The organism is Streptomyces sp. NPDC001157 (assembly GCF_053598255.1).
Genome location: NZ_JBSFJW010000023.1, coordinates 131,704 through 150,200, shown reverse-complemented (window position 1 = coordinate 150,200; position 18,497 = coordinate 131,704). Strand labels below are relative to the sequence as shown.

The following is an 18,497-nucleotide window of genomic DNA, read 5'->3' as shown; positions in this document are numbered from 1 at the left end:
CCACTGCCTGACGAACTCCGCTGCGGAACACGGCCCATCGCCCCACTCCGGCCCATCCGCCCGGGACGCGCTGCGCGCGGGGATCACCGCCCTCCCTTCCCTCGGTCAGCGCATCACCGACGACGAGCACGACCGTCTCGTGGCGGCATTCCGGCACGCCATCGACGAGCCGGCGGACACGGGACGGCTCGCACGGCTCGCGCCCGATGCCACCGCGCCCTCGGCGCTGCTCGGCGGCCTCTACGCAGCAGCCTCCTTCCCCGACCGAGCCGGCTTCCGCGCTGCACTGGAGTTCGCGGCGGGCGCACCGGACGGTGAGTCCGTCGCCTGCGTGGCCGGCGCGCTGCTCGGCGCCGTGCACGGAGTCGAGGCCCTGCCCGTCGACCTGGCCAGCCGTCACGAACTGGCATGGGTCCTCGACACCCTGGCCCGCGACCTGCTGATGGAACTCGAAGACTCACCCAGCGGCAGCGAGTATGTCCGGGGGTGGGATCCCCACTGGTGGAACCGGTACCCCGGCTGGTGACGTTCGTCGTCTCCCACGCGCCCGGGACGATCCCGCGTTCCTGCTGCTGACCTGGGGATTCATGGAACTGCGGACGGTGCTGTGAAAATCCCCAGGCTCGCTCTTCGTTCCGCGCCTGGTTGACCTGGCATTGCGGAGCCCAAGCGAACCCATTGGAAGACGACTACGACCGGAGCCGATCAAGGATGGGTAGCCAGGCGGCCTGGCCAAGCATGATGTCGCCGCTAGCTGTACCGCCGTAGAGGAAGGACGTCGAGTGTGCGGCGGGATCCTCGCCGGGGAGGCGCGGCCGGTGGCCTGCATCGTCGCGTGCCACCACCTCGACTGGGGCGCCGACCGCGTGACGTCGGGCGGCCAGCTGCTGCGCGTACGGCAGGGAGGGCCACATCGCGTCGTCCGCACCGGCGACCAGCAGTATGTCTGCGCGTGCCCTCTCCACCGCGATCGCAGCGGCGTCCAGGTGTGAGGCGAAGTCGGCCGGCCCGAGGCCGAACTCCTTTTCCAGCTCGGCGAACTGGCCGTCGGACACTTTGGGAAGTTTCGCCGGCCCCGTGGTGGCCAGGGCGTCCATCCCGCCCTCCTGCCAGGCACGGCGCCAGCGTTCCAGCGACCGCTCGCTCACCCGCAGATCCTTCGCGATCACCGCGGTCCTCTCACCACGTGCGAACCGCTCACCGGCCTGGTACCGGATCCGCTCACGAAACCGCCGCCGCTCGGCGGTCAGCCCGCCACCCTGCGCGTACCGCATGCCACCGGCCTACCGCAGGGATCAGCATCCGACAACAGTCCGAAGAGATCAGTAGGTCGGTCCCGGCCGCGTGGGCGAGGGTCGCGGCCCCGTGGCGGAGGTCGTGGAGCCGGACGGGCGGGAGATCGATCTCCTCGTATCGCTCGACGAAGCGCCGCGTGACGTTGCCGGGGTGGAGCAACTCGCCGTTCTCCTTGGTGAAGATGCGTCCGGTCTCCACTCAAGCACTCCCCCACTCCTCGCGGTCCTTCTCCTACTGGGCGCGATGCCGCTTGAGGGTCTGCACCGTGTCGAAGTCCAGCGCGATGGTCCGCGCGCCAGCGAGGTCGATACCAAGACCGACAAGAGCGCATATTCGGAACCGCCCACAGCGGTCAGCAAGCGTGAGTACGATCACATTTCACCCGTGCGGCCAAGTCGGGCTGCCGCGGGGTCACTTACCCGCTCTCCAGCTCGTAAAGGTGGATGCATGACGACTCCCACCGTCGGGGCGTTGCTTCTGCGGAACAGGTACGAAATCACCGGAGGTCCGCATGCAGGTGATGGTGAATCCCAGGTCTGGGAGGCGTTCAGCGACGGCTACACGTACCTGCTCAAGACTTGGACGTACGAGGGGGAGCAACCAGACCGGGTGCAACGCGCCCTATGGGACCAGGAACTGCGCACCCTGTACAAGGTCGCGAGCAGCCCGAGGTCAGACGACGCACTGGTCGTACTCAAGGACGCCGGCCTCGACCGGGACCACCAGTGTTTCGTCATGGTCTTGGAGGCACCGGGCTATAAGCGCGTCGCCGACGCGCTGCAGCACCGCGCCCGCTACCCATGGCTCTCGAACCGCGGGACGGCCGCACGCGAACAGTTGTGGAGCGGCTTACAGCGCGTCGCCACAGGGCTGAACCTGCTGCACGAGCGACAGGTCCTGCACCGGGGCGTGGACCTCGACTCCCTCTTCTTCGACGAGGACCTCGGTGCCGAATCCCTTCGGCTCGGCGGCTTCGAGTGGTCCGTCAAGTTGGGCCGTCCGGTGGGGACCCAGCCTCCCGCCGGCTGGCCGGTTCCACCGGAGCGCACCACGGGAGGCGTGACTGCCTGGCGTCAGGACGACGACTGGTTCGCCTTCGGCATCCTCTGCGCACGGCTCCTGCTCGACCTTGAACGCTTCACCACCAATGCCCCGCACGAGCGTCACGCACGGGTGCTCAAGACCATCGACACAGCCAAACACGAGCTGACCGAGGCCGAGCGCAAGCTGCTCCTGGACCTCGTTGCCGCGGATCCGCTGGAGCGCCTGACCGCACCGTACGACATCATCGGCCGGATCCAGGACATCACGCGGGCCCTGGCGAACCCTCTGCGTATCCCGCGGGAGGACGCGCAGTACGTCCTGGCACTCGATCTGCGGCGGCCGGAATTCATCGATCACCTGCTGGAGAGCGGGCTGCGTGACCGCCTGCGACTCGACCCCATGGGGACCTTCATCCCGGGGGACCCGGTCCACCGGAAAGAGGCGTGCGAGTTTGTCCGCCAGGACCTGCAGAGGCCCCTTCTGTACGCCGTCCCGGGTCGGCCGTACTTCATCCTCGTCGGCGGCCGGCTCAGCCTGAAGATCACCGCGTACCGAGGGAAAGACGGCACGGCTAGCTGGCAGGTCGCAGACTGCCGGTCCGCCCAGCCGCTGCTCTACAGCGAGGGCGACGACAGCTTCCGCGAACTTCCGCCCGGCCGCCTGTTCGCCTATGCCAGGGACGAGGTGGGCCGCGACCGTACGATCGCGCAGAACGCCACGTCGTGGGAACCCGCACTTCCGAAGATCGACCGCAGTGCGCAGGTCTCACGCGAACTCGGCCGCTTCCACGAGTTCGTCCGGGTGAGCAATCAGATCGAACTGCTCCTCCTCGACTCACAGATCTTCCCGTACGAAGTCGTCCGCGGCCCGTGGCTGGAGAACGGCGTGGAGTGGGTCGTGGTCAAGGAGCGCGCGCGCCCAGAAGGACACGAAGTCTTCGAGCCATTCCGCGTGGACTTGATCGACTTCCTACAGAAGGAGGTACGGGGCAGCGACCGCAAGGTCATCCTGTCGGGGGCCCGCGACGGCGCCCGCCTGAAGCTCCCGCCCCGGGACCGCCAGTCCGATGACGACGGCAATGTGTGGCAGGTCGATGCCATGGACCAGGCGACCGAGCGCGTCACACTCAGCCGCCCGGGCCTGAGCAAAGGCCGGGTAAAGCTGGACAAGGAGGGGTTCCTCCGCAGCGCTGGCATGCCCGGGCAGATCAGTCTGTTCCAGCGCCGCAAGAAGGCCATCGATGCCCTCGACCAGCACGGATACCTCCTGCGTTCGCTGGCCACACCGAGCCACGTCCGCATGGACACCGGCGCCACCGAGCTTCCCGTCGAACTCGACCACGAACGGGTCGACGAGCCCAAACGCGCCAGCATCGAGGATATCCTTCGGGTACGGCCCATCTACACGCTGCAAGGACCGCCCGGCACAGGCAAGACCACCCTCGTCGCCTGGCTGCTGCGCGAGATCCTCACGGAGGATCCCGTCGTCCAGGTACTGGTAACGGCCCAGGCCCACGGAGCCGTCGACGTGCTCAAGTCGAAGGTGGGTGAGGCGTTCCAGGATGTACCCGAAGCCGACAGGCCGCTGCAGATCCGGCTGCGGGGTCCGCACAAGGCAGGAACCACACTGCCGGAGGACGGCGTCGAAGGCGTGGCCAGGCAGGTGCTCCAGCGCAGCATCTCCCAGCTCGGAGCCATGAGTTCGCCCAGCGAGGTGCAACTCGCCTGGCTGGAGGACGCGAAGGCCATGATCAGCGAGATCAACATGATGCAGGAGCAGGAGGACCTCGGCCCCCGTTCGTCGGACTTCGTCGAACTGGTCAAACGCGGCGCGAACCTCACGTACTGCACCACCAGCGCCGGCGACCTGGTTGCCCTCGCCGCCGGCCAAGCGTTCGACTGGTCAATCGTTGAGGAGGCGGGTAAAGCTCACGCGTTCGATCTCGCACTTCCACTGCAGGCAGGTCATCGCTGGCTGCTGATCGGTGACCACAAGCAGCTGGATCCCTACCGGTACGAGGACTACCACAAGGGAATCGACAAGCTGGACCCTGTGGCGCACATTCTCGGCCGCCTCAAGCTGCGAGCGTCCGGCATGCTCGACCAGGAATGGCTCGACTCGTGGGATCGGCGCAGCCAGGCGGATCGAGACGAGTTCCGCGAGTACGCCAAGGAATGGCTGAGGACCTTCCACCGTCTGTACGAGTACTGCGCCGTGGCCACGGGTGCGGACCGGCTTGTCACGGACACAGAGGCGAAGGGAGCGTCCGCGGGGCAGTTGATCGGCCAGCATCGCATGCACCCGGACATCGGCCGGCTCATCTCCGAGGCGTACTACCAGGGTCGGCTGATGAACCGCACCCTGGACAAGAAGGGTGAACCGGCCGAGCGGGTGCGTCACAGTTTCCACACCCCGAGTGGCATCCGTGACCGTGCCGTGGTCTGGCTCGACGTGCCGTGGTGCCGCAACGAAGCCGCCACCCGTGAAGTCGGCCCGAACAGCGGCCAGTCGAAGTACACCAATCCGGCGGAGGCTCGCGCGCTCGCCAATTTCCTCCGGGCCCTGGGACCGGACGGTGGGTGTCAGGGCAAGCTCGCGGTGCTGGCCCCGTACTCCCGGCAGGTGAGCCTGCTCAGCCAGCAGTTGCGGGATACGCCCCTGCCTGCCGGACTTCAGGTCCAGCTGGGTCTCAAAGCCGAAGCGATTGACGGCAACTGGTTCCCCGCCCACACAGTCGACTCCTTCCAAGGCAATCAGGCGGACGTCGTCGCCATCAGCCTGGTCCGCAACAACGAGGAGGAGATCGGCCGCGGCCTGGGGTTTCTCGACGACCCGGGCCGGATGAACGTGCTTCTCTCGCGGGCAGAGCGCCTGCTGATCCTCACCGGGTCCTGGGACTTCTTCGTCCACCAGATGCAAGCAGTACCGCTCGCGAATGAGGTTCACCCTCTATGGCACTTTAAGAAGATCGTCACCCTGCTCGACGAATGGTTCCTGGACGGCAGGGCTGTGCGCATCCCGGCTGACCTCAGGGAGAACTCGTGATCGTCCTCGTACCTGTCAGCATGTTCAGCGTCAACTTCAACGTAGCTCGGGGCCGCCCGTACAGCCGTCTGGAGCAGCGGGTCCTGGAGGAGATCGCCGCACGGGCCGGTGTCGCCCCCCACGAGGGTGCGACCCTGACCTCGCTGTGCGACACCTTCCGGGTCCACGAACGACTGATGGTCGAAGCCGTGGTGACCCTGGTCGGTGCCGGCTGGGTCGCCGTTACCAGCGGCCGGGAGGCCACGTTCGTTCTCACCGACGAAGGCCAGCAGGCGTGCTCGTCCGGAAAGGAACCGGCATCGGTCGTCGTGGCACCGGCCCCGCCCTGCACGGTGGTCTTCGATCGCACAGCAGGGCAGTTGGCCAGGCGTGGCGAAGTGCTGACCGTCCCGAAGGAGGAGGCACGGCCGGACCTCAACCCGTCGACTCCCTGGCGCATCGTGCGCAGCACACTGGACGAGTCCCAAATCCAGAAGCTGTTGCCGCGCAACAGCGGCGAGTGGGTGCGCGGCATCGGACGGCCCAGGCTTGTGACCTTCCGCAGGTACGTTCCTGTGCGCGTCGACCTCTCCAACCAGGCCATCTCGGGGCTCCCCCGGGGCTGGCACCAGGCCCTGTCGACCGAGATCCTGGCAGTGGCACAGGCCAGGCAGGAGGAACTGGAGAGCACCCCGGACCTCCAGCCAACGCCGCAGACGACCGCCAGGAAGGAAACGCCCCTGGTACCGGCTCAGCCACCCGCCACCGGCCCGGCAAAGCCAACACCGCTGAGCATCGCGGCGCGCAAGCCCCAGCCCGCCGTGGTCGGAGCCTCAGAGTTCCCTCAGGTAGGCGGATCCTTCCCCTGGCTGGACGAGGCAGATTCCATCGGGCACGGCGGTGTCGATTCCCCTGACCAGTCGATCGAAGCAATCCTGCACTCCGAGGTGTCCGGCGAGGAGGCCCACGACCTCCTGCTTGCCGAGGCATTGGCCACGGCGACGAGCCACGTCCTGATCGCCTCGCCCACGGTAAATGCGGAGAGCCTGTCGAAGCTCGGAGACGCAATCCAGGCCGCAGTGACACGTGGGGTGCGAGTGGACGTCCTTTATGGCGCCACGGAAGAGGGAACCACCCCGCAGGATGTCGTCGACCTGCTGCACCGGCTCGGCTACGACGCCGCACAACGTCTGGGCCGGGAACTCCTGAAGCCGGCGAAGGAGCCGACAGGCAGTGGCGCCTCCCTCCTGGTCTTCGATGGGAGGGAGGAAGGGCTCGAAGCGATCATCGGCAACTACGCGTGGGCGGGGTCGCCGGGCTCAAAACCGGCACGCTCTGTCCACGTGAGCGGAACCGAGTTCATGGCCCAGGTGGCACGGGCAGCCGCAGGTCTGTGGATGTGGAGCGGTGATCCTGATTGCGCCGACCGTTGGCGGCGCGTCGCGAACCGCTGCCAGGACGACACGGCCGTCTCCGCGGCTCGGAGAGGCCCGCTGCGGAAGGACCTGGTCCTCGCCGAGCTGATCGTGGATGACGAGCACGCCCAGGGTCCGCAGGGCTCTGAGGGCAGTGCCTTGCAAACCGGCGGCACATGCCTGCGCGAGACCGGATTCGCAGCAGGCATCCGAGGCATCTCGGCAGTGATCCGCCGCCCGGAGACCTTGGCTGCGCTGTAAGAGTGGGCTCCCGCGCCGCCGTCACGGCGGCGCGGGAGCCTCTTGGCTCGGGTGTCATGGAAGGTCTCGCCGACCTGGCCAGCCGCTACTTCGACGCTCGCTAACCCCGCGGCCGTCCGCAAATAGGTCGGTGATGATCACGCCCGAACCTCATTCGGGACTGTCCTGGGTTCAAAACCGCCCGCCCCGACAGTGAAATACCAGCTCGAGGGCCTAATCCGCATCGTGTATCGGGCCCCTGAGTAGTTGTGGGGCCGTTTGGGGGGCGACTCGGAAACTGGCTCCCGAGGGCGCGCCCGCAAGATCGCCAGGATCAACCGCCGACAGGTCGGGTCTCCTCCTGACTCAGAAGCGGCAGCCGAGGCACATACGTGTGGTGTCAGCCTGCCTCCGCCCAAGCGCCGACGCGGGTCACACCAGCTGCGCAAGTGGCTCGACGGTCTCCCAATGCTTGAGGTACTCGACGGCCGCGTGCGGGTTGGTGTTGCGGTTCTTCACCAACCGGGTGCGCTCCAGCACGGCGTCGTTGTCCGGGAACAGGGTCCGCAGCCGCAGCGTGGAGACGATGAAGTCATCGCGGTCGGCTACGTTCACCCAGCGCTTGAGGTGGCCTGGTGAGCGCAGTGGCTGTGGGCGCAGACGCCGACGGATGATGGAGCGCAGGCCGAGCGGCGACCCGAAGGTGATCAGCAGCGGCAACGGCTGTTCGAGCCGGTGCAGGGCCTCGTAGGCGACGACGGTGCCCAGCGAGTGCGCAAGTACCACCTTGGTGTCCGGCGCCACCCGGGACAGCACGGCCTCGATCGCGTCCTCGCGGACGGCCTCGTCGTCCAGGTAGGCCGCAACTTGTCCGAGGTGGAACACGCCCGTGCTGCTCAGCGCCGCGAAACCGGAGCGGGCAACCGGGCCGAGCCGCCCCAGCACCGCGACGAACATGCGCAGCAGCTCGGCCGGGCCCTGCTCGGGGCCGACCTCGGCCCGCAGTTCGTCCAAGGCACGGGCGGCTTCGGCGCGGGCCGCCGGATCGGACGCGTGCTGCTGAATGTTGTCCATGATGTCGACGGCGACTTCTTCGCCCGTCGCTGCCATCGGGTCGGGCAGCGGCATGTCCCAGTCGTCCCGCGGAACGTAGGGGGCGTACAGGTGGCGGTAGTACGCCATCGCCGTCGAGACGGAACCATCCTCCAGCCGGGCGGCCTGCTCGGCACGGCCGTTGTTCCTCAGAGTCCTGGCCAGCGCGCCCATCCAGTCATCACGCAGCTGCTCCTCGGTCTCCTCCTCGGGACCAATGCCGTGCACCATCACCACGTCAGCCATCTGTCTCCGTCCGCCTGGCGCCGTGCCGCGCCGGCCCGGCCAACTAATCTTAGATTGAGCATCAGTTGGCCGATCCTCTGTGCCGATAATGCCAGCGTGACGGATGAACGCAGAGCGTTGGTGATTGCCTCCCACTGGGATGCCCGGGAGCGGAAGCCGACGGATCGGCTGGAGCTGCTGGAGTCCTGTGCGGCGGAGTTGACGGAGCTCCTGCTGGACCCACTGCGCGGTGACTGCGAACCCGCCCTTGGCGACGGCCTGCTGATGAATCCGCAGACCGTGACGGAGGTGACCTCGGCTCTGGCAGAGGCATTCGAGGGAGCGTCGGCCTCCGGAGCGCCCCTGGTGCTGGGTTTCCTCGGGCACGGCTACGTCGTCCGCGATGGCGAGTTCCTCTTCCCTGTCCACTCCACTCCCGCTGCGCCCCGTCCCGAGACGGCCTTCGACCTCCCCTCCGGGCTGGGCGATCTGGTGCTGCGCCACGGCGGCGTCCGTGAGCTGACAGTCGTCATCGACGCATGCCTATCGGGGTATGCGGGGCTCTTCGCGACGCAGAGGTGGTTCAAACCGGCTATGCAGACCGGCCGGCAGATCGAGGTGCTGACCTCCTCGGACGGCCGGGCCTCGTACGGGCTGCAATTCTCGAGAGCCCTGAACGGGCTTATCCGGCAGGGGGACATCCGACTCGAACAGATCCTGCGCACCGGGCCAGTGCGGCAGACGCTGGAGGCCCGCCTGACGCGGCAGGTGCCGCAGGCCACCTCCTACGACGGCGGCGGGGGCGCTCCCGAGGCCCCGTACGACACCTGGCTCGCCCGCAACGTGGCGTACCAGCGGGAGCTGAGTGTGCTGGCGGGGTCAGTCGACGGAGGAGTGCTCATGCCGCCGCTGCGACACTTCCAGGCGCCCGCCGAACTGGGAGAGTTCGTCAAGGCGGTCGGCCGGAACCGGTTGGTCGCCGTGCTCGGCACCATGGGTACCGGGAAGACCACGCTCGCCTCCGCGCTGTGCCGCGCAGAGCTGCTGCCACCGGAAGAGGCGGACCGTGCCCCGGCCGTCTGCGGGCTCATCCGCCTCGACACCACCCGCTGGACCGCCGGCTCGGTGTGGCCGCTGCTGTCCGACCAGCTGAAGAAGTACCTCCCTGGGTTCGCCGACGGGAAGAAGGCGTACAACGCCCGTGTGCCGGAAGGCGAGCGGACCCTGCTGCCACGTGCCGTGGCCGAGATCGGCGGCCCGCTCGGGCAGATGGAACCGTGCGATCCGGTGCGCGTGATCGTGGACGGACTCGATCAGGTCGACGCTCCGCACCGCCCTGAGCTCGTCCGCGAGCTGACCGCACTGGCCGATGCGGCGCCGAAATGGTTCGGCATCGTGGCGACTGTCCGGGACGGGGTGCCGCTGCCCGGTGACTGGCACCGCGCGCCGGTCCCCGCGCCAGGGGAGGAGCAGCTACGGGCGTACCTGCGGGCGGCCCAGCATGCCCTCGACCGGACGCAGAACGCCATTCTCCAGCAGGCGAACGGAAACTGGCAGGTCACCCGGGTGCTGGGCGAGAGCGGCCCGCTGGACCGGACAGGTGAGGTGTCCTTCACCGAGATGTATCGGGAGACGCTGCTCGCCAAGAAGGCGCAGGTCCCGGGTGGGCGTGGCTGGTGGCTCGATGCCGTCCTGGTCGTGACCGCCGCCGCCGGGTCGAGCCCCACACTGCCCCGCCCGCTGCTCGTCCGGGCGTCCGCCGAGCTGGACGGTCCCATGGACGACGAGGCGTTGGATCAGGTTCTGGACCTGGTACCGGGACTGGTGGTGCAATCACCGCACCCGGCCGGAATCGCGCTGTTCGGCGTGCACCACCCTTCTCTGATCGAATACGTGCAGCAGGAAGAGGACGTGGTGGTGGGCCACCAGGCCCTCTGCCGGGCGCTTGAGACCATGGCCCCTATGGACGAGCACTCGCCCGACGACCCCCTGCACGCCTACGCCGAGCAGGCGGAGCCAGAACACCTGTGGCAGGCGGCCGCGCGCAACTCATCACTGTACGACCGGCTACTGGAATGTCTGGAACGGCGCCCAGCGGCCGAGGCGACGGTCAACCGGGCCCGATGGGCGGCCTGGGCGGACCGGCTGGCGGAGCGACCTGGTGCCGACTCGCCGGTCACGCTGGTTGCCCGGGAGCGGGCCGCCTACTGGACGGGTAAAGCCGGAGCCTACGGCCACAGCCGCGAACTGTATCGCCATCTCCTGGAGGACCAGCGCCGCGTGCTCGGCGACGACGACGCCCGAGTGCTGGAGGCCCGGTACCGAATTGCGTACGCGACCGGCGAGACCGGCGATTTCGCCGAGGCGGTGCGGCTGCACCAGGCCCTATTGCCCGACCAGATCCGCGTGTTCGGTCCTGACGACCCTCGTACCCTGAAGAACCGGCACGACATCGCGTACTGGACGGGCCGCGGCGGAGACATGGCGCGGGGTCTGCGGCTGCACGAAGAACTGCTTGAATACCAGCGCCGCGTCCTCCCGCCGACGGACCAGGCAGTGTTGGAGAGCCGTCACTACATTGCGTACTGGCACGGCATGCTGGGCCGGTACGACACGGCGCTGGCGCTGCACGAGGAACTGCTGCGGGACAGGATCGCGGTGTTCGGCGAGGACCACGCGCAGGTGCTCTTCAGTCGATTCAACATCTACAAGTTCCTCGGTGAGTCCGGGCGTCGGCAGGAAGCACTCGACGGATTCCGCGCGCTGCTGCCGGACGTGCGGCGCATCCGCGGCGAGGACCACCCCAACACCCTGCTCGCGCGACTGAATATCGCCCGCTACACCGGCGAACTGGGCGACCTGGCAGGCTCACTGGTGCTGCACGAGGAACTGCTGGAGGACCAACGGAAGGCACTCGGCAACACCCATCCCGCCGCGATGATCACCCGTTTCAACATGGCGATGCTCAAGGCCGAACTGGGTGACCTGACCGCAGCGCTCGCCGAACTGGACGTTCTGCTGGAGGAGCGGCTGGCCCGCTACGGCAACCCGCTACACCCCGAGGTGATCAGGACCCGGTTCGGGCGAGCCCAGGTCGTCGCACGGCAGGGAGACGTCGAGAGCGCCATGGCGCTGCTGCGCGAGGTCCGGGACGACCGCGCACGGGTCCTCGGCGAGGACCACCCTGACACGCTGGCCGCACAGGCGGAGATCGACGGTCTGTCGGCCACGGACATGTGAGACGGCGCGAGGCGGCCGGTGCCGGTGGAGTCAGGTGCGGTGCACGACCATCATTTGGGTCGGCGCTCAGCAATAACCAACGTGACCGCGCTGCACCGCTGGCAGGCCGCCAAGGGACGGAATCGCTGGGAGCCAACTGGGAGCCAACCTGTTCCCCCAGCCTCTCTGAGACCACCCGAGACCACCGCACCCCAAAGCTCTGACCAGGCAAAACAGCAATCCACCCGGTGTCGATCTTGCCCGACCCTCATTCGGGACGAAGAGGTCGTGGGTTCAAATCGCGCCACCCCGACAGCCGAAACACCAGTTCAGGGCCGGTTCCCCTTCATGGGAAACCGGCCCTGACTCGTTCCGCGGGGTCCCTGGGGAGTGACTGGGGAGTGGATCAAGGAAATCCACTCCCCAACATCACTCCTGGCTACACGCCTCCGGCATGTGAGGCCCCGGAGCCCGATATAAGCACGTTCAAGCCCGGCACAGTACGCCCTCGCCGACCACAGATTTCCAAGATCAGGACGAGACGTGGACGAGATAGTCCTGCTCAGTGCCTAGGCGCTACTAAGCCGCAGGTCAGAGCGGGTGAGGAGTGGTGATCTTGGGAGGACTGCAAAGCTGCCGGCTCAGCCTTCCCAGGTTCGGATCCTGGCGCCGCTACACGGGCCCCTCGTCGTGCTCATGGTCGATCAGGTGGACTGCCTTGCGTCGTCTCATGGTCGAGCGCCCCGTATCGATGTGTGTGGACGGAGCGTTGACGGGATTTCCGGCCCGCCGCCCGGTGTGCCGCAGGCGGGCTGGGGTCTTGGCGTTCGCCACCGGCACCGTCAACACCTGGTCGACGCCGCTGTGCGGGCCTCCGTAGCGGGCGTGGGTCCTGCACGGTTCCTCCCCGCAGGGTCTGGAACACGCGGCCGTACTCACACGCCTCCTCGTGCAGCGGCGTCACGCGCTGGAATGCAGCTTTTCAGCTGCCGGCAGTGGCTGGTCAGTGCCAGTTGGTGTCGTGGGTGAGTCGCTTGTCGTGGGTGTCGTACTGGTCGACTGCGGTGATGGTCTGTCCGTTGGGGATGGGTGCGGCCCAGGCGCGGTAGGTGGTGGCGGGGACGGTGACGGTGGTGGCTTTGATCTGGGTGCCGTCGGAGAGGGTGAGGACACCGTAGGCGACGTCGGCTTCGGGGTTGGAGACCATGAGCCGGCTGCCGCTGAGGCCCTTGTCGTGCAGGCTCCACAGGCCCATTCCGACTGAGGCGTGGGGGTCCTGTGTGCCGGTGACGGGCTGGCAGTCGGCCCAGGGGCCGCCTTGGTGGTCGATGCGGACGCCGCCGATGTACATGCGCTGGCACAGCAAGGATGTGGCCTGTGTTTTTGTTCCGTCGGGGAGTGTGGGCAGGGCGTAGCCCTTGGGCAGTGTCCGGTGGAACTCCAGCGCCACCGACCAGCGGTGCCCGTCTGTCGTCCCTTCGGCCACCCGGGCACGGACCGTGCCGGGAGTCGGGGTGCGGGGTGAGCTCGCGACGGGCGAGGGCCGGCGCGCGGGTGCGACTTCACCAGGCGGTGGCTTCAGGAACGCAGCCATCAGCCCGAGGCCCAGGACGCAGGCGGCACTCAGCACGGCAGCCGCGGCACGGCGGCGGTTTCTGCGGGCCCGCGCTGCCGTCAGGATCTGGCCGATGGGGGCCTGGGACGAGGGGTAGGCCTCGCGTGACCGGGCGAAGGCCGCGCGTGCCCAGTCTTCTTGGCCGTGGTCTGGAATCATCGTGCCTCTGCGGGGCGGCTGTGCGGGTAGTTGCAGGCGAGGGTCGACCGGCTGCGCAGCTTGGCCAGGGCTCGGGACGCCTGGCTCTTCACGGTGCCGACCGAGCAGCCGAGGACGTCTGCCACTTCCTCGACGGACAGATCCTCGCAGTAGCGCAGCACCACGACCGCTCGCTGCCGCTCGGGCAGGTCGGCGAGTTCGCGGGCCAGAGTGTCGTACACGTCCACGCCTCCGGCACCGGCCCCCTCGTCGTGGACGGGGCCGGTGTCGGGTAGCGATGGGAGAAGGAGGTGGGTGATCCTGCGGCGGCGGTGCCGGCTGCGGTTGGTGTTGACCAGTGCGCGGCGAACGTAGTGTTCGGCGCCCTCCGGTTCCAGCCGCTGCCAGTGCGGGTACACCTTCGCCAGCGTCGTCTGCACCAGGTCTTCCGCTTCGTGGAAGTCGCCGGTGAGCAGGTACGCGGTGTGGGTCAGGGCCCGCCAACGGGCGGTGACGAACCGGGTGAACTCCGAGTCCGGTCCGCTGTCCGCGGCCTTGCGGTCACTTGGCTGCACAGCAGGAGGTGCCCGTCCTTCGTCTGACTGGTCAGCGCCAGTTGGTGTCGTGGGTGAGTCGGTTGTCGTGGGTGTCGTACTGGTCGACTGCGGTGATGGTCTGTCCGTTGGGGATGGGTGCGGCCCAGGCGCGGTAGGTGGTGCCGGGGACGGCGACGGTGGTGGCTTTGACGTGGGTGCCGTCGGAGAGGGTGAGGACACCGTAGGCGACGTCGGCTTCGGGGTTGGAGACCATGAGCCGGCTGCCGCTGAGGCCCTTGTCGTGCAGGCCCCACAGGCCCATTCCGACTGAGGCGTGGGGGTCCTGCGTGCCGGTGACGGGCTGGCAGTCGGCCCAGGGGCCGCCTTGGTGGTCGATGCGGACGCCGCCGATGTACATGCGCTGGCACAGCAAGGATGTGCCCTGTGCCGAGGATCCGTCGGGAAGTCTGGGCAGGGTGTAGCCCTTGGGCAGTGTCCGGTGGAACTCCAGCGCCACCGACCAACGGTGCCCGTCCACTCGCCCGCTGCCGATCACCTGCGTGACCACCTGCGGCACCTGCCGGTGAGCGGAAGCAGGCCGCTTGGCAACGACGGATGCGGGTGCTGACGCCGGGTGTACCGCCGGGCCCGACGCCGCCTCGCTCGCGGAGGCACCGAACGAGATCCCTCCGAGCGCGGCGACTGCGACGGTCGCCATGGCTGCCTTCCTGGCAAAACTGAGAGCCACGGAGCATTTCTCCTTCAAAGCTGCCGCCCGGCGCCACGCCGGGCGTTCCTCGACGGCCGGCGCGCTGGGCCCGCGTGCCGACCTGCGGCAACCACCGGGAGCGGTGGCCGCTGCTTGAACGTCCACCCGTAGGTACTCCCAAACACTCACAGCGGGTTGCACGCCGCGCGACATCGCTTCGCGGCATCCCCGCTCGCCAGTGCCTGGGACCCATCGGGTGCCAGGGTCGGCCAGGGAAGCAGCCTTGCTGTCGCCTGCCGGGCGGTGGGGCATCCATGGGGCGTCCGGCCGTCGTGCCGCCGTATGGCCAGGCCATGCGCACTCTGCCGAGCGGTCTGTAAATCTGCCGGGGACCGTGCAACGGGGCCGCACTTGGGCCGTGTGTCCGTGCCGAACGCTCTGGCCAGGATTCGGCGGTTCGCTGAATCTTCTGGCGGGGAGGCCGCCGGCTGGCGGGCGGCCTGCACCTGGCTTCCGGCGCAGGTCGCCCCAACTGGCAGGTCAGGAAGCAGGTTTGTCTGTCGTGGCGGGTTCCTTGCCCGGCTTGCTCGGCTGGCGCGTGAAGAACACGAGGTGCCACGTGCCCTTCTGCCGTGTCACGGTGAAGGTGCCTTGCAACGGCTTACCCGCCTTGTCCTCGGCCACGAGGCGGGCCGAGCCGGTGTCCGGGCCCATGTCGTGCTCGATCTGCACGTCCTTGATCTTCCACCCGCGGCCGCCCCGGTCAGCGAGGATCTGCGTCGCCTCCTGCCGCGACCACTGCGCGTCCTTGACGCCACCGACGGCGATCAGGTCGGTGACACTGCGGGAGTTCAGTGCGGTCACATAGGCTTCGACGGCTTCGCGCGCTCCATCGGCGGATGCCGTGCTCGAAGGGCTTGAGGGCGCGGCTTTGCCGTGAGGGGACGAGCAGCCGGATGCGAGGGCCAGAGTGGCCAGCACAGCCAGGAGTCGTCGACTTTCCACAGCGCACTCCTTGGTCGTTCCTGTGAGGGGGCGGCAGCCCGTCAGGTGCGGGGTATACCGCCAGATGCGCGGATGGTCAGAGAGAGCAGCTTCTTCAGGCTTTTGTTGTGGGGGTCCCCATCCGGGGAAACCCCGCCGTACGGCGGCGAGCAATCTCTAGACTCCACGGGTGACCTGGTACATGGCCGCGTTGGTCGGAGTAGCGGGCGGCGCCTCCATGGAGGCCGTCGATGTCATCAAATCCATACGATGGCACCGGAAGATGCCATGGGAGGTCAAGCCCGACACCATCGATCCGCCCAGCACCCATCCGGATGTGAGACCTGGCGAGGAACGACTGCCGGCGCCGGGTTGGGTTGCATATTGCGTCGCTGGAGTACTTCGCCTGTTCGTGAGCGGTGCGCTGACCGGTGTTATCGCCAGTAGCCACCCGCAGGTGGCAGACCCTCTGGTTTCCTTCGTGATCGGTTTGGGCGCGTTGTCGAGCGTCGAGAAGGTCGCAACGCTGGTGCCGCTTGCAGTCAAGAACATGGGACGGTCCGCCCTGGGAAACGCTGCGGACTCCGTGCAGCAGCAAGGACAGGTCCCGCAGCAGGTGTACGGAGCCGCGACCGGGCCACGGCAAGGACCAGAAACGGCCGGTCCCTTGAGAAACGGGCAACAAAGGAGCTCCGAGGTCTCGTCTCAGCAAGACTCGACCAGCTCCGGAGGTGCGCTGTGACGCTTACCGCCGAGTCGTTCGTCGGACGCGTGCTCGCTGTGTTCTCGCGTCGGTCACCGGGCTTCCGCCCGCCCCCGCACATCAAGTCATGCAGGGAAGGGGCTGGTTCCAGCCTTGACAGGTCGGCCAGTACCATCGCGCTTGGCAGCAGGAGAGATGCCGGCAAATCACCACCTTTGAGGTTGGCGCGAGCGACAAGTCCGTGGAAGGCCACCTCCTCCTACACGCGGCTACGGCAACGCCGAGTTCTCCTGGAACTGTTCGGATACCTCAGATCTGCCCACCAGCACACGGCTGCTCTCGACCTTGCGGAAGAACTCGACTTCGTTCGTAGCCTGGCCGACCAGCTGGCCCTTGCACGGGACGTTGCTGTCGTCAACGCGCTTGATACCGCAACAGTGCAGCGCCTCGAAATCCTCCGCAGCGCGGTCCATGATCTGGTCGAAAATCTCGGGCACGCCCAAGGCCTTGCTCGCGAACTGCTCCATAATCTTCGATCCGCTCCGAGCCCGGCCGATGACCGCGACCTCGCACAGTTCCTCACTCGTACATTGGACGAGCTCGTCGATGGCACACTGGCGCGCGACCTGGTGCTGGTCCGCGTCCGCGCATCCGTCCTTCCTGCCAACCGCGACCTCATCCTTGTCCGCAATCTCACCTTCGACCTTATCCGGGTCATAAGCCACATCATTGATCTCGCGCTTGTACGCGACTTGGCGGAAGCATGTGAAAATCTCAGCAATGCGGCCAATAACTTCTTGGGCGCCGACGTGACCGATGTGGATCCCGCAGTCATGGACCTGGCTTGGATCCGCTGGAATCGAGAGACTCGGTGGCCGACCCTCGAATGGGCTGACCGCATCCGCAGGGCCTCTGTGGAGACTCCAGCAGGTTCGGGTATTTTCACGATCTTGCCTGAGCAGGAATACGATTCTGCCGAAGCAGAGATGGTCCATTGACAATCAATGTCTTGGCACCAGCGCAGCGTCTGGCGCCGCAAACGTGACCTGCTACGCACAGTCTCAGCCAATTCCTCAGCCTGACCACCGCCCCACCCGCTAGAGCAGGCTCGCGAAACTCACCACGCGAGATCGCCTCTACCCCCTCGTGACCTGACGCTGCGTCAAATATTCATTGCGCTAAGCCCCTTGAGTTAAGATCGAAATGCTGTCGACCAAAAAAAGGGGGCATTTCGTATGAGCGTGCTCAAGAAAAGTCTGACGATGGTGACTGTGACCGGTGCGCTGTTGGGCGGTGCGTTCGTCACGCCGGCTGCGGCCGATCCAAATACCTGCCCGAAGGGGTATGCGTGTGGATGGACGGGGGCAAACAGGACCGGAAGCAGGCACGTCAACTCTCTGACGCCCGGCTGCTATCCCCTCTCGAGGGTCAATCGGTCCGTCTCGAACCAGACGTCCTACCGCATAGAACTCTGGCACATCACCACCGGCTGTGAGCAAGGCACCAAGCTGGCCACTCTGAACCCGGGCCACTACGCGGACAATCCCGGTGCCGTTACAGGGATCTCGGTCTACAAGATTTAGCGCTGCGGCCTTCGCGGAGAAGGCCGAGCCGGAGGTAGATCGACGCTGCTCCGCCCGTCACGGGCGGAGCAGCGCGCTCAAGAGCCGCTCACGGCCGTGACCGAGCTACGGCCTTGTCCTGCGGCGTCGGTGCCGGACGGCGGCGAACCCCGCGAGGGCCAGTACGGCGGCGCCGCCGCCGGTGGCCGCCGCTGTGGTGGTGTTCATCGTGGACGATCCGGATGCGCGGGCGCAGTACGAGCCGCCCCCCGCGACGGTGATGGTCGTATGCGTCTGCTTGGCGGTGAGTCCGGATCCCTGGCGGGGGGCGGCGATGTCGACGGGGTAGCTGCCCGGCTCGATGCCGCAGCGGATGGTGCCTTCGCCCTGGCCGTAGCTGTTCTTCTGCAGGGTCACCTTGACCGGGTGCCCGAAGGCCGGCGAGGTCACCGTGAAGCTGCCGTTCTCGTCCGCGGCCAGGGACGTCAGGTCGACTCCTGAGGTGACCTCGACGGGCGCGCCCGGCCGGAGCGGCCCCTCGGGGGTGCTGTCGGCGTCCGTGGGGGCGAGGCTGACGGCGAGGCCGGGGTCCTCGGCCGCGTGGACGCCGGGGGCGACTGCGAGACCGAGAGCGGCTGCGGTGCAGAGGATGCCGGCTGCGCGCAGGTACATCGGTGGTACCTCGCCTTCCTGAA

The 18,497-nt window shown here is 67.5% G+C and carries 14 protein-coding genes and 2 pseudogenes; 7 read left to right on the top strand and 9 right to left on the bottom strand.

Annotated elements, in window-relative coordinates; translation table 11 throughout:
• The coding region (locus tag ACWDAG_RS32060) for an ADP-ribosylglycohydrolase family protein (protein ID WP_450699034.1) at nucleotides 1-526 on the top strand (526 nt) is incomplete at its 5' end.
• Nucleotides 527-689: 163 nt separating this feature from the next.
• On the opposite strand, the pseudogene ACWDAG_RS32055 reads toward ACWDAG_RS32060, so the two are convergent.
• Both ACWDAG_RS32055 and ACWDAG_RS32050 read right to left on the bottom strand, forming a co-directional pair.
• Nucleotides 690-968: pseudogene (locus tag ACWDAG_RS32055) on the bottom strand (acyl-CoA thioester hydrolase/BAAT C-terminal domain-containing protein); the annotation flags it as partial.
• Nucleotides 969-1,001: 33 nt separating this feature from the next.
• Nucleotides 1,002-1,274, bottom strand: a pseudogene (locus ACWDAG_RS32050) (helix-turn-helix domain-containing protein); the annotation flags it as partial.
• Nucleotides 1,275-1,365: 91 nt separating this feature from the next.
• Here ACWDAG_RS32050 and ACWDAG_RS32045 point away from each other — a divergent pair.
• Nucleotides 1,366-5,385: an AAA domain-containing protein gene (locus ACWDAG_RS32045; RefSeq protein WP_450699033.1), complete on the top strand. Its 4,020-nt coding sequence runs from the start codon at nucleotides 1,366-1,368 to the stop codon at nucleotides 5,383-5,385.
• 176 nt (nucleotides 5,386-5,561) lie between these two features.
• Nucleotides 5,562-7,040, top strand: coding sequence for a hypothetical protein (locus ACWDAG_RS32040; RefSeq protein WP_450699032.1), 1,479 nt, complete (start codon nucleotides 5,562-5,564; stop codon nucleotides 7,038-7,040).
• Between the two features lie 411 nt (nucleotides 7,041-7,451).
• Here ACWDAG_RS32040 and ACWDAG_RS32035 read toward each other — a convergent pair whose 3' ends face one another.
• On the bottom strand, nucleotides 7,452-8,357 hold the full coding sequence (locus ACWDAG_RS32035) for a hypothetical protein (protein ID WP_450699031.1): 906 nt from the start codon (nucleotides 8,355-8,357) through the stop codon (nucleotides 7,452-7,454).
• A 96-nt stretch (nucleotides 8,358-8,453) separates the two neighbouring features.
• Here ACWDAG_RS32035 and ACWDAG_RS32030 point away from each other — a divergent pair, with 96 nt between their 5' ends.
• Nucleotides 8,454-11,576 (top strand): tetratricopeptide repeat protein, encoded by a 3,123-nt coding sequence (locus tag ACWDAG_RS32030; RefSeq protein ID WP_450699030.1) that lies wholly within the window; start codon nucleotides 8,454-8,456, stop codon nucleotides 11,574-11,576.
• Nucleotides 11,577-12,558: 982 nt separating this feature from the next.
• Here ACWDAG_RS32030 and ACWDAG_RS32025 read toward each other — a convergent pair.
• From ACWDAG_RS32025 to ACWDAG_RS32010, 4 genes are all read right to left on the bottom strand, one after another.
• Entirely contained in the window at nucleotides 12,559-13,329 is a 771-nt protein-coding gene (locus ACWDAG_RS32025) for a hypothetical protein (RefSeq protein WP_450699029.1), read from the bottom strand.
• Nucleotides 13,326-13,883, bottom strand: a complete 558-nt coding sequence (locus ACWDAG_RS32020; protein ID WP_450699028.1) for a SigE family RNA polymerase sigma factor — start codon at nucleotides 13,881-13,883, stop codon at nucleotides 13,326-13,328. The genes ACWDAG_RS32025 and ACWDAG_RS32020 overlap by 4 nt, the downstream gene beginning before the upstream one ends.
• Before the next feature lie 31 nt (nucleotides 13,884-13,914).
• Complete coding sequence (locus ACWDAG_RS32015) at nucleotides 13,915-14,562, bottom strand: hypothetical protein (RefSeq protein WP_450699027.1); 648 nt, start codon at nucleotides 14,560-14,562, stop codon at nucleotides 13,915-13,917.
• 531 nt (nucleotides 14,563-15,093) lie between these two features.
• A complete protein-coding gene (locus ACWDAG_RS32010) occupies nucleotides 15,094-15,558 on the bottom strand; it encodes a hypothetical protein (RefSeq protein WP_450699026.1) in 465 nt (154 codons plus the stop codon).
• A 169-nt stretch (nucleotides 15,559-15,727) separates the two neighbouring features.
• On the opposite strand from ACWDAG_RS32010, the gene ACWDAG_RS32005 reads away from it, so the two are divergent.
• Entirely contained in the window at nucleotides 15,728-16,279 is a 552-nt protein-coding gene (locus ACWDAG_RS32005; RefSeq protein ID WP_450699025.1) for a hypothetical protein, read from the top strand.
• A gap of 230 nt (nucleotides 16,280-16,509) precedes the next feature.
• Here the strand turns inward: ACWDAG_RS32005 and ACWDAG_RS32000 are convergent, their stop codons facing one another.
• Nucleotides 16,510-16,767, bottom strand: a complete 258-nt coding sequence (locus tag ACWDAG_RS32000; protein ID WP_450699024.1) for a hypothetical protein — start codon at nucleotides 16,765-16,767, stop codon at nucleotides 16,510-16,512.
• A 63-nt stretch (nucleotides 16,768-16,830) separates the two neighbouring features.
• Here ACWDAG_RS32000 and ACWDAG_RS31995 point away from each other — a divergent pair, with 63 nt between their 5' ends.
• A complete protein-coding gene (locus tag ACWDAG_RS31995; protein ID WP_450699023.1) occupies nucleotides 16,831-17,238 on the top strand; it encodes a hypothetical protein in 408 nt (135 codons plus the stop codon).
• Nucleotides 17,239-17,475: 237 nt separating this feature from the next.
• Nucleotides 17,476-17,823 (top strand): peptidase inhibitor family I36 protein, encoded by a 348-nt coding sequence (locus tag ACWDAG_RS31990; protein ID WP_450699022.1) that lies wholly within the window; start codon nucleotides 17,476-17,478, stop codon nucleotides 17,821-17,823.
• A 105-nt stretch (nucleotides 17,824-17,928) separates the two neighbouring features.
• Here ACWDAG_RS31990 and ACWDAG_RS31985 read toward each other — a convergent pair whose 3' ends face one another.
• On the bottom strand, nucleotides 17,929-18,474 hold the full coding sequence (locus ACWDAG_RS31985; protein WP_450699021.1) for a hypothetical protein: 546 nt from the start codon (nucleotides 18,472-18,474) through the stop codon (nucleotides 17,929-17,931).
• Between the last annotated feature and the right edge of the window lie 23 nt (nucleotides 18,475-18,497).

What these genes read in the sequence shown, in the direction of transcription:
- ACWDAG_RS32000 (WP_450699024.1), bottom strand. Translation starts at nt 16,767, where the DNA reads ATGGAGCAGTTCGCGAGCAAGGCCTTGGGCGTGCCCGAGATTTTCGAC.
- ACWDAG_RS32015 (WP_450699027.1), bottom strand. Translation starts at nt 14,562, where the DNA reads ATGGCGACCGTCGCAGTCGCCGCGCTCGGAGGGATCTCGTTCGGTGCC.
- ACWDAG_RS31990 (WP_450699022.1), top strand. Translation starts at nt 17,476, where the DNA reads ATGAGCGTGCTCAAGAAAAGTCTGACGATGGTGACTGTGACCGGTGCG.
- ACWDAG_RS32025 (WP_450699029.1), bottom strand. Translation starts at nt 13,329, where the DNA reads ATGATTCCAGACCACGGCCAAGAAGACTGGGCACGCGCGGCCTTCGCC.
- ACWDAG_RS32035 (WP_450699031.1), bottom strand. Translation starts at nt 8,357, where the DNA reads ATGGCTGACGTGGTGATGGTGCACGGCATTGGTCCCGAGGAGGAGACC.
- ACWDAG_RS32040 (WP_450699032.1), top strand. Translation starts at nt 5,562, where the DNA reads ATGGTCGAAGCCGTGGTGACCCTGGTCGGTGCCGGCTGGGTCGCCGTT.
- ACWDAG_RS31985 (WP_450699021.1), bottom strand. Translation starts at nt 18,474, where the DNA reads ATGTACCTGCGCGCAGCCGGCATCCTCTGCACCGCAGCCGCTCTCGGT.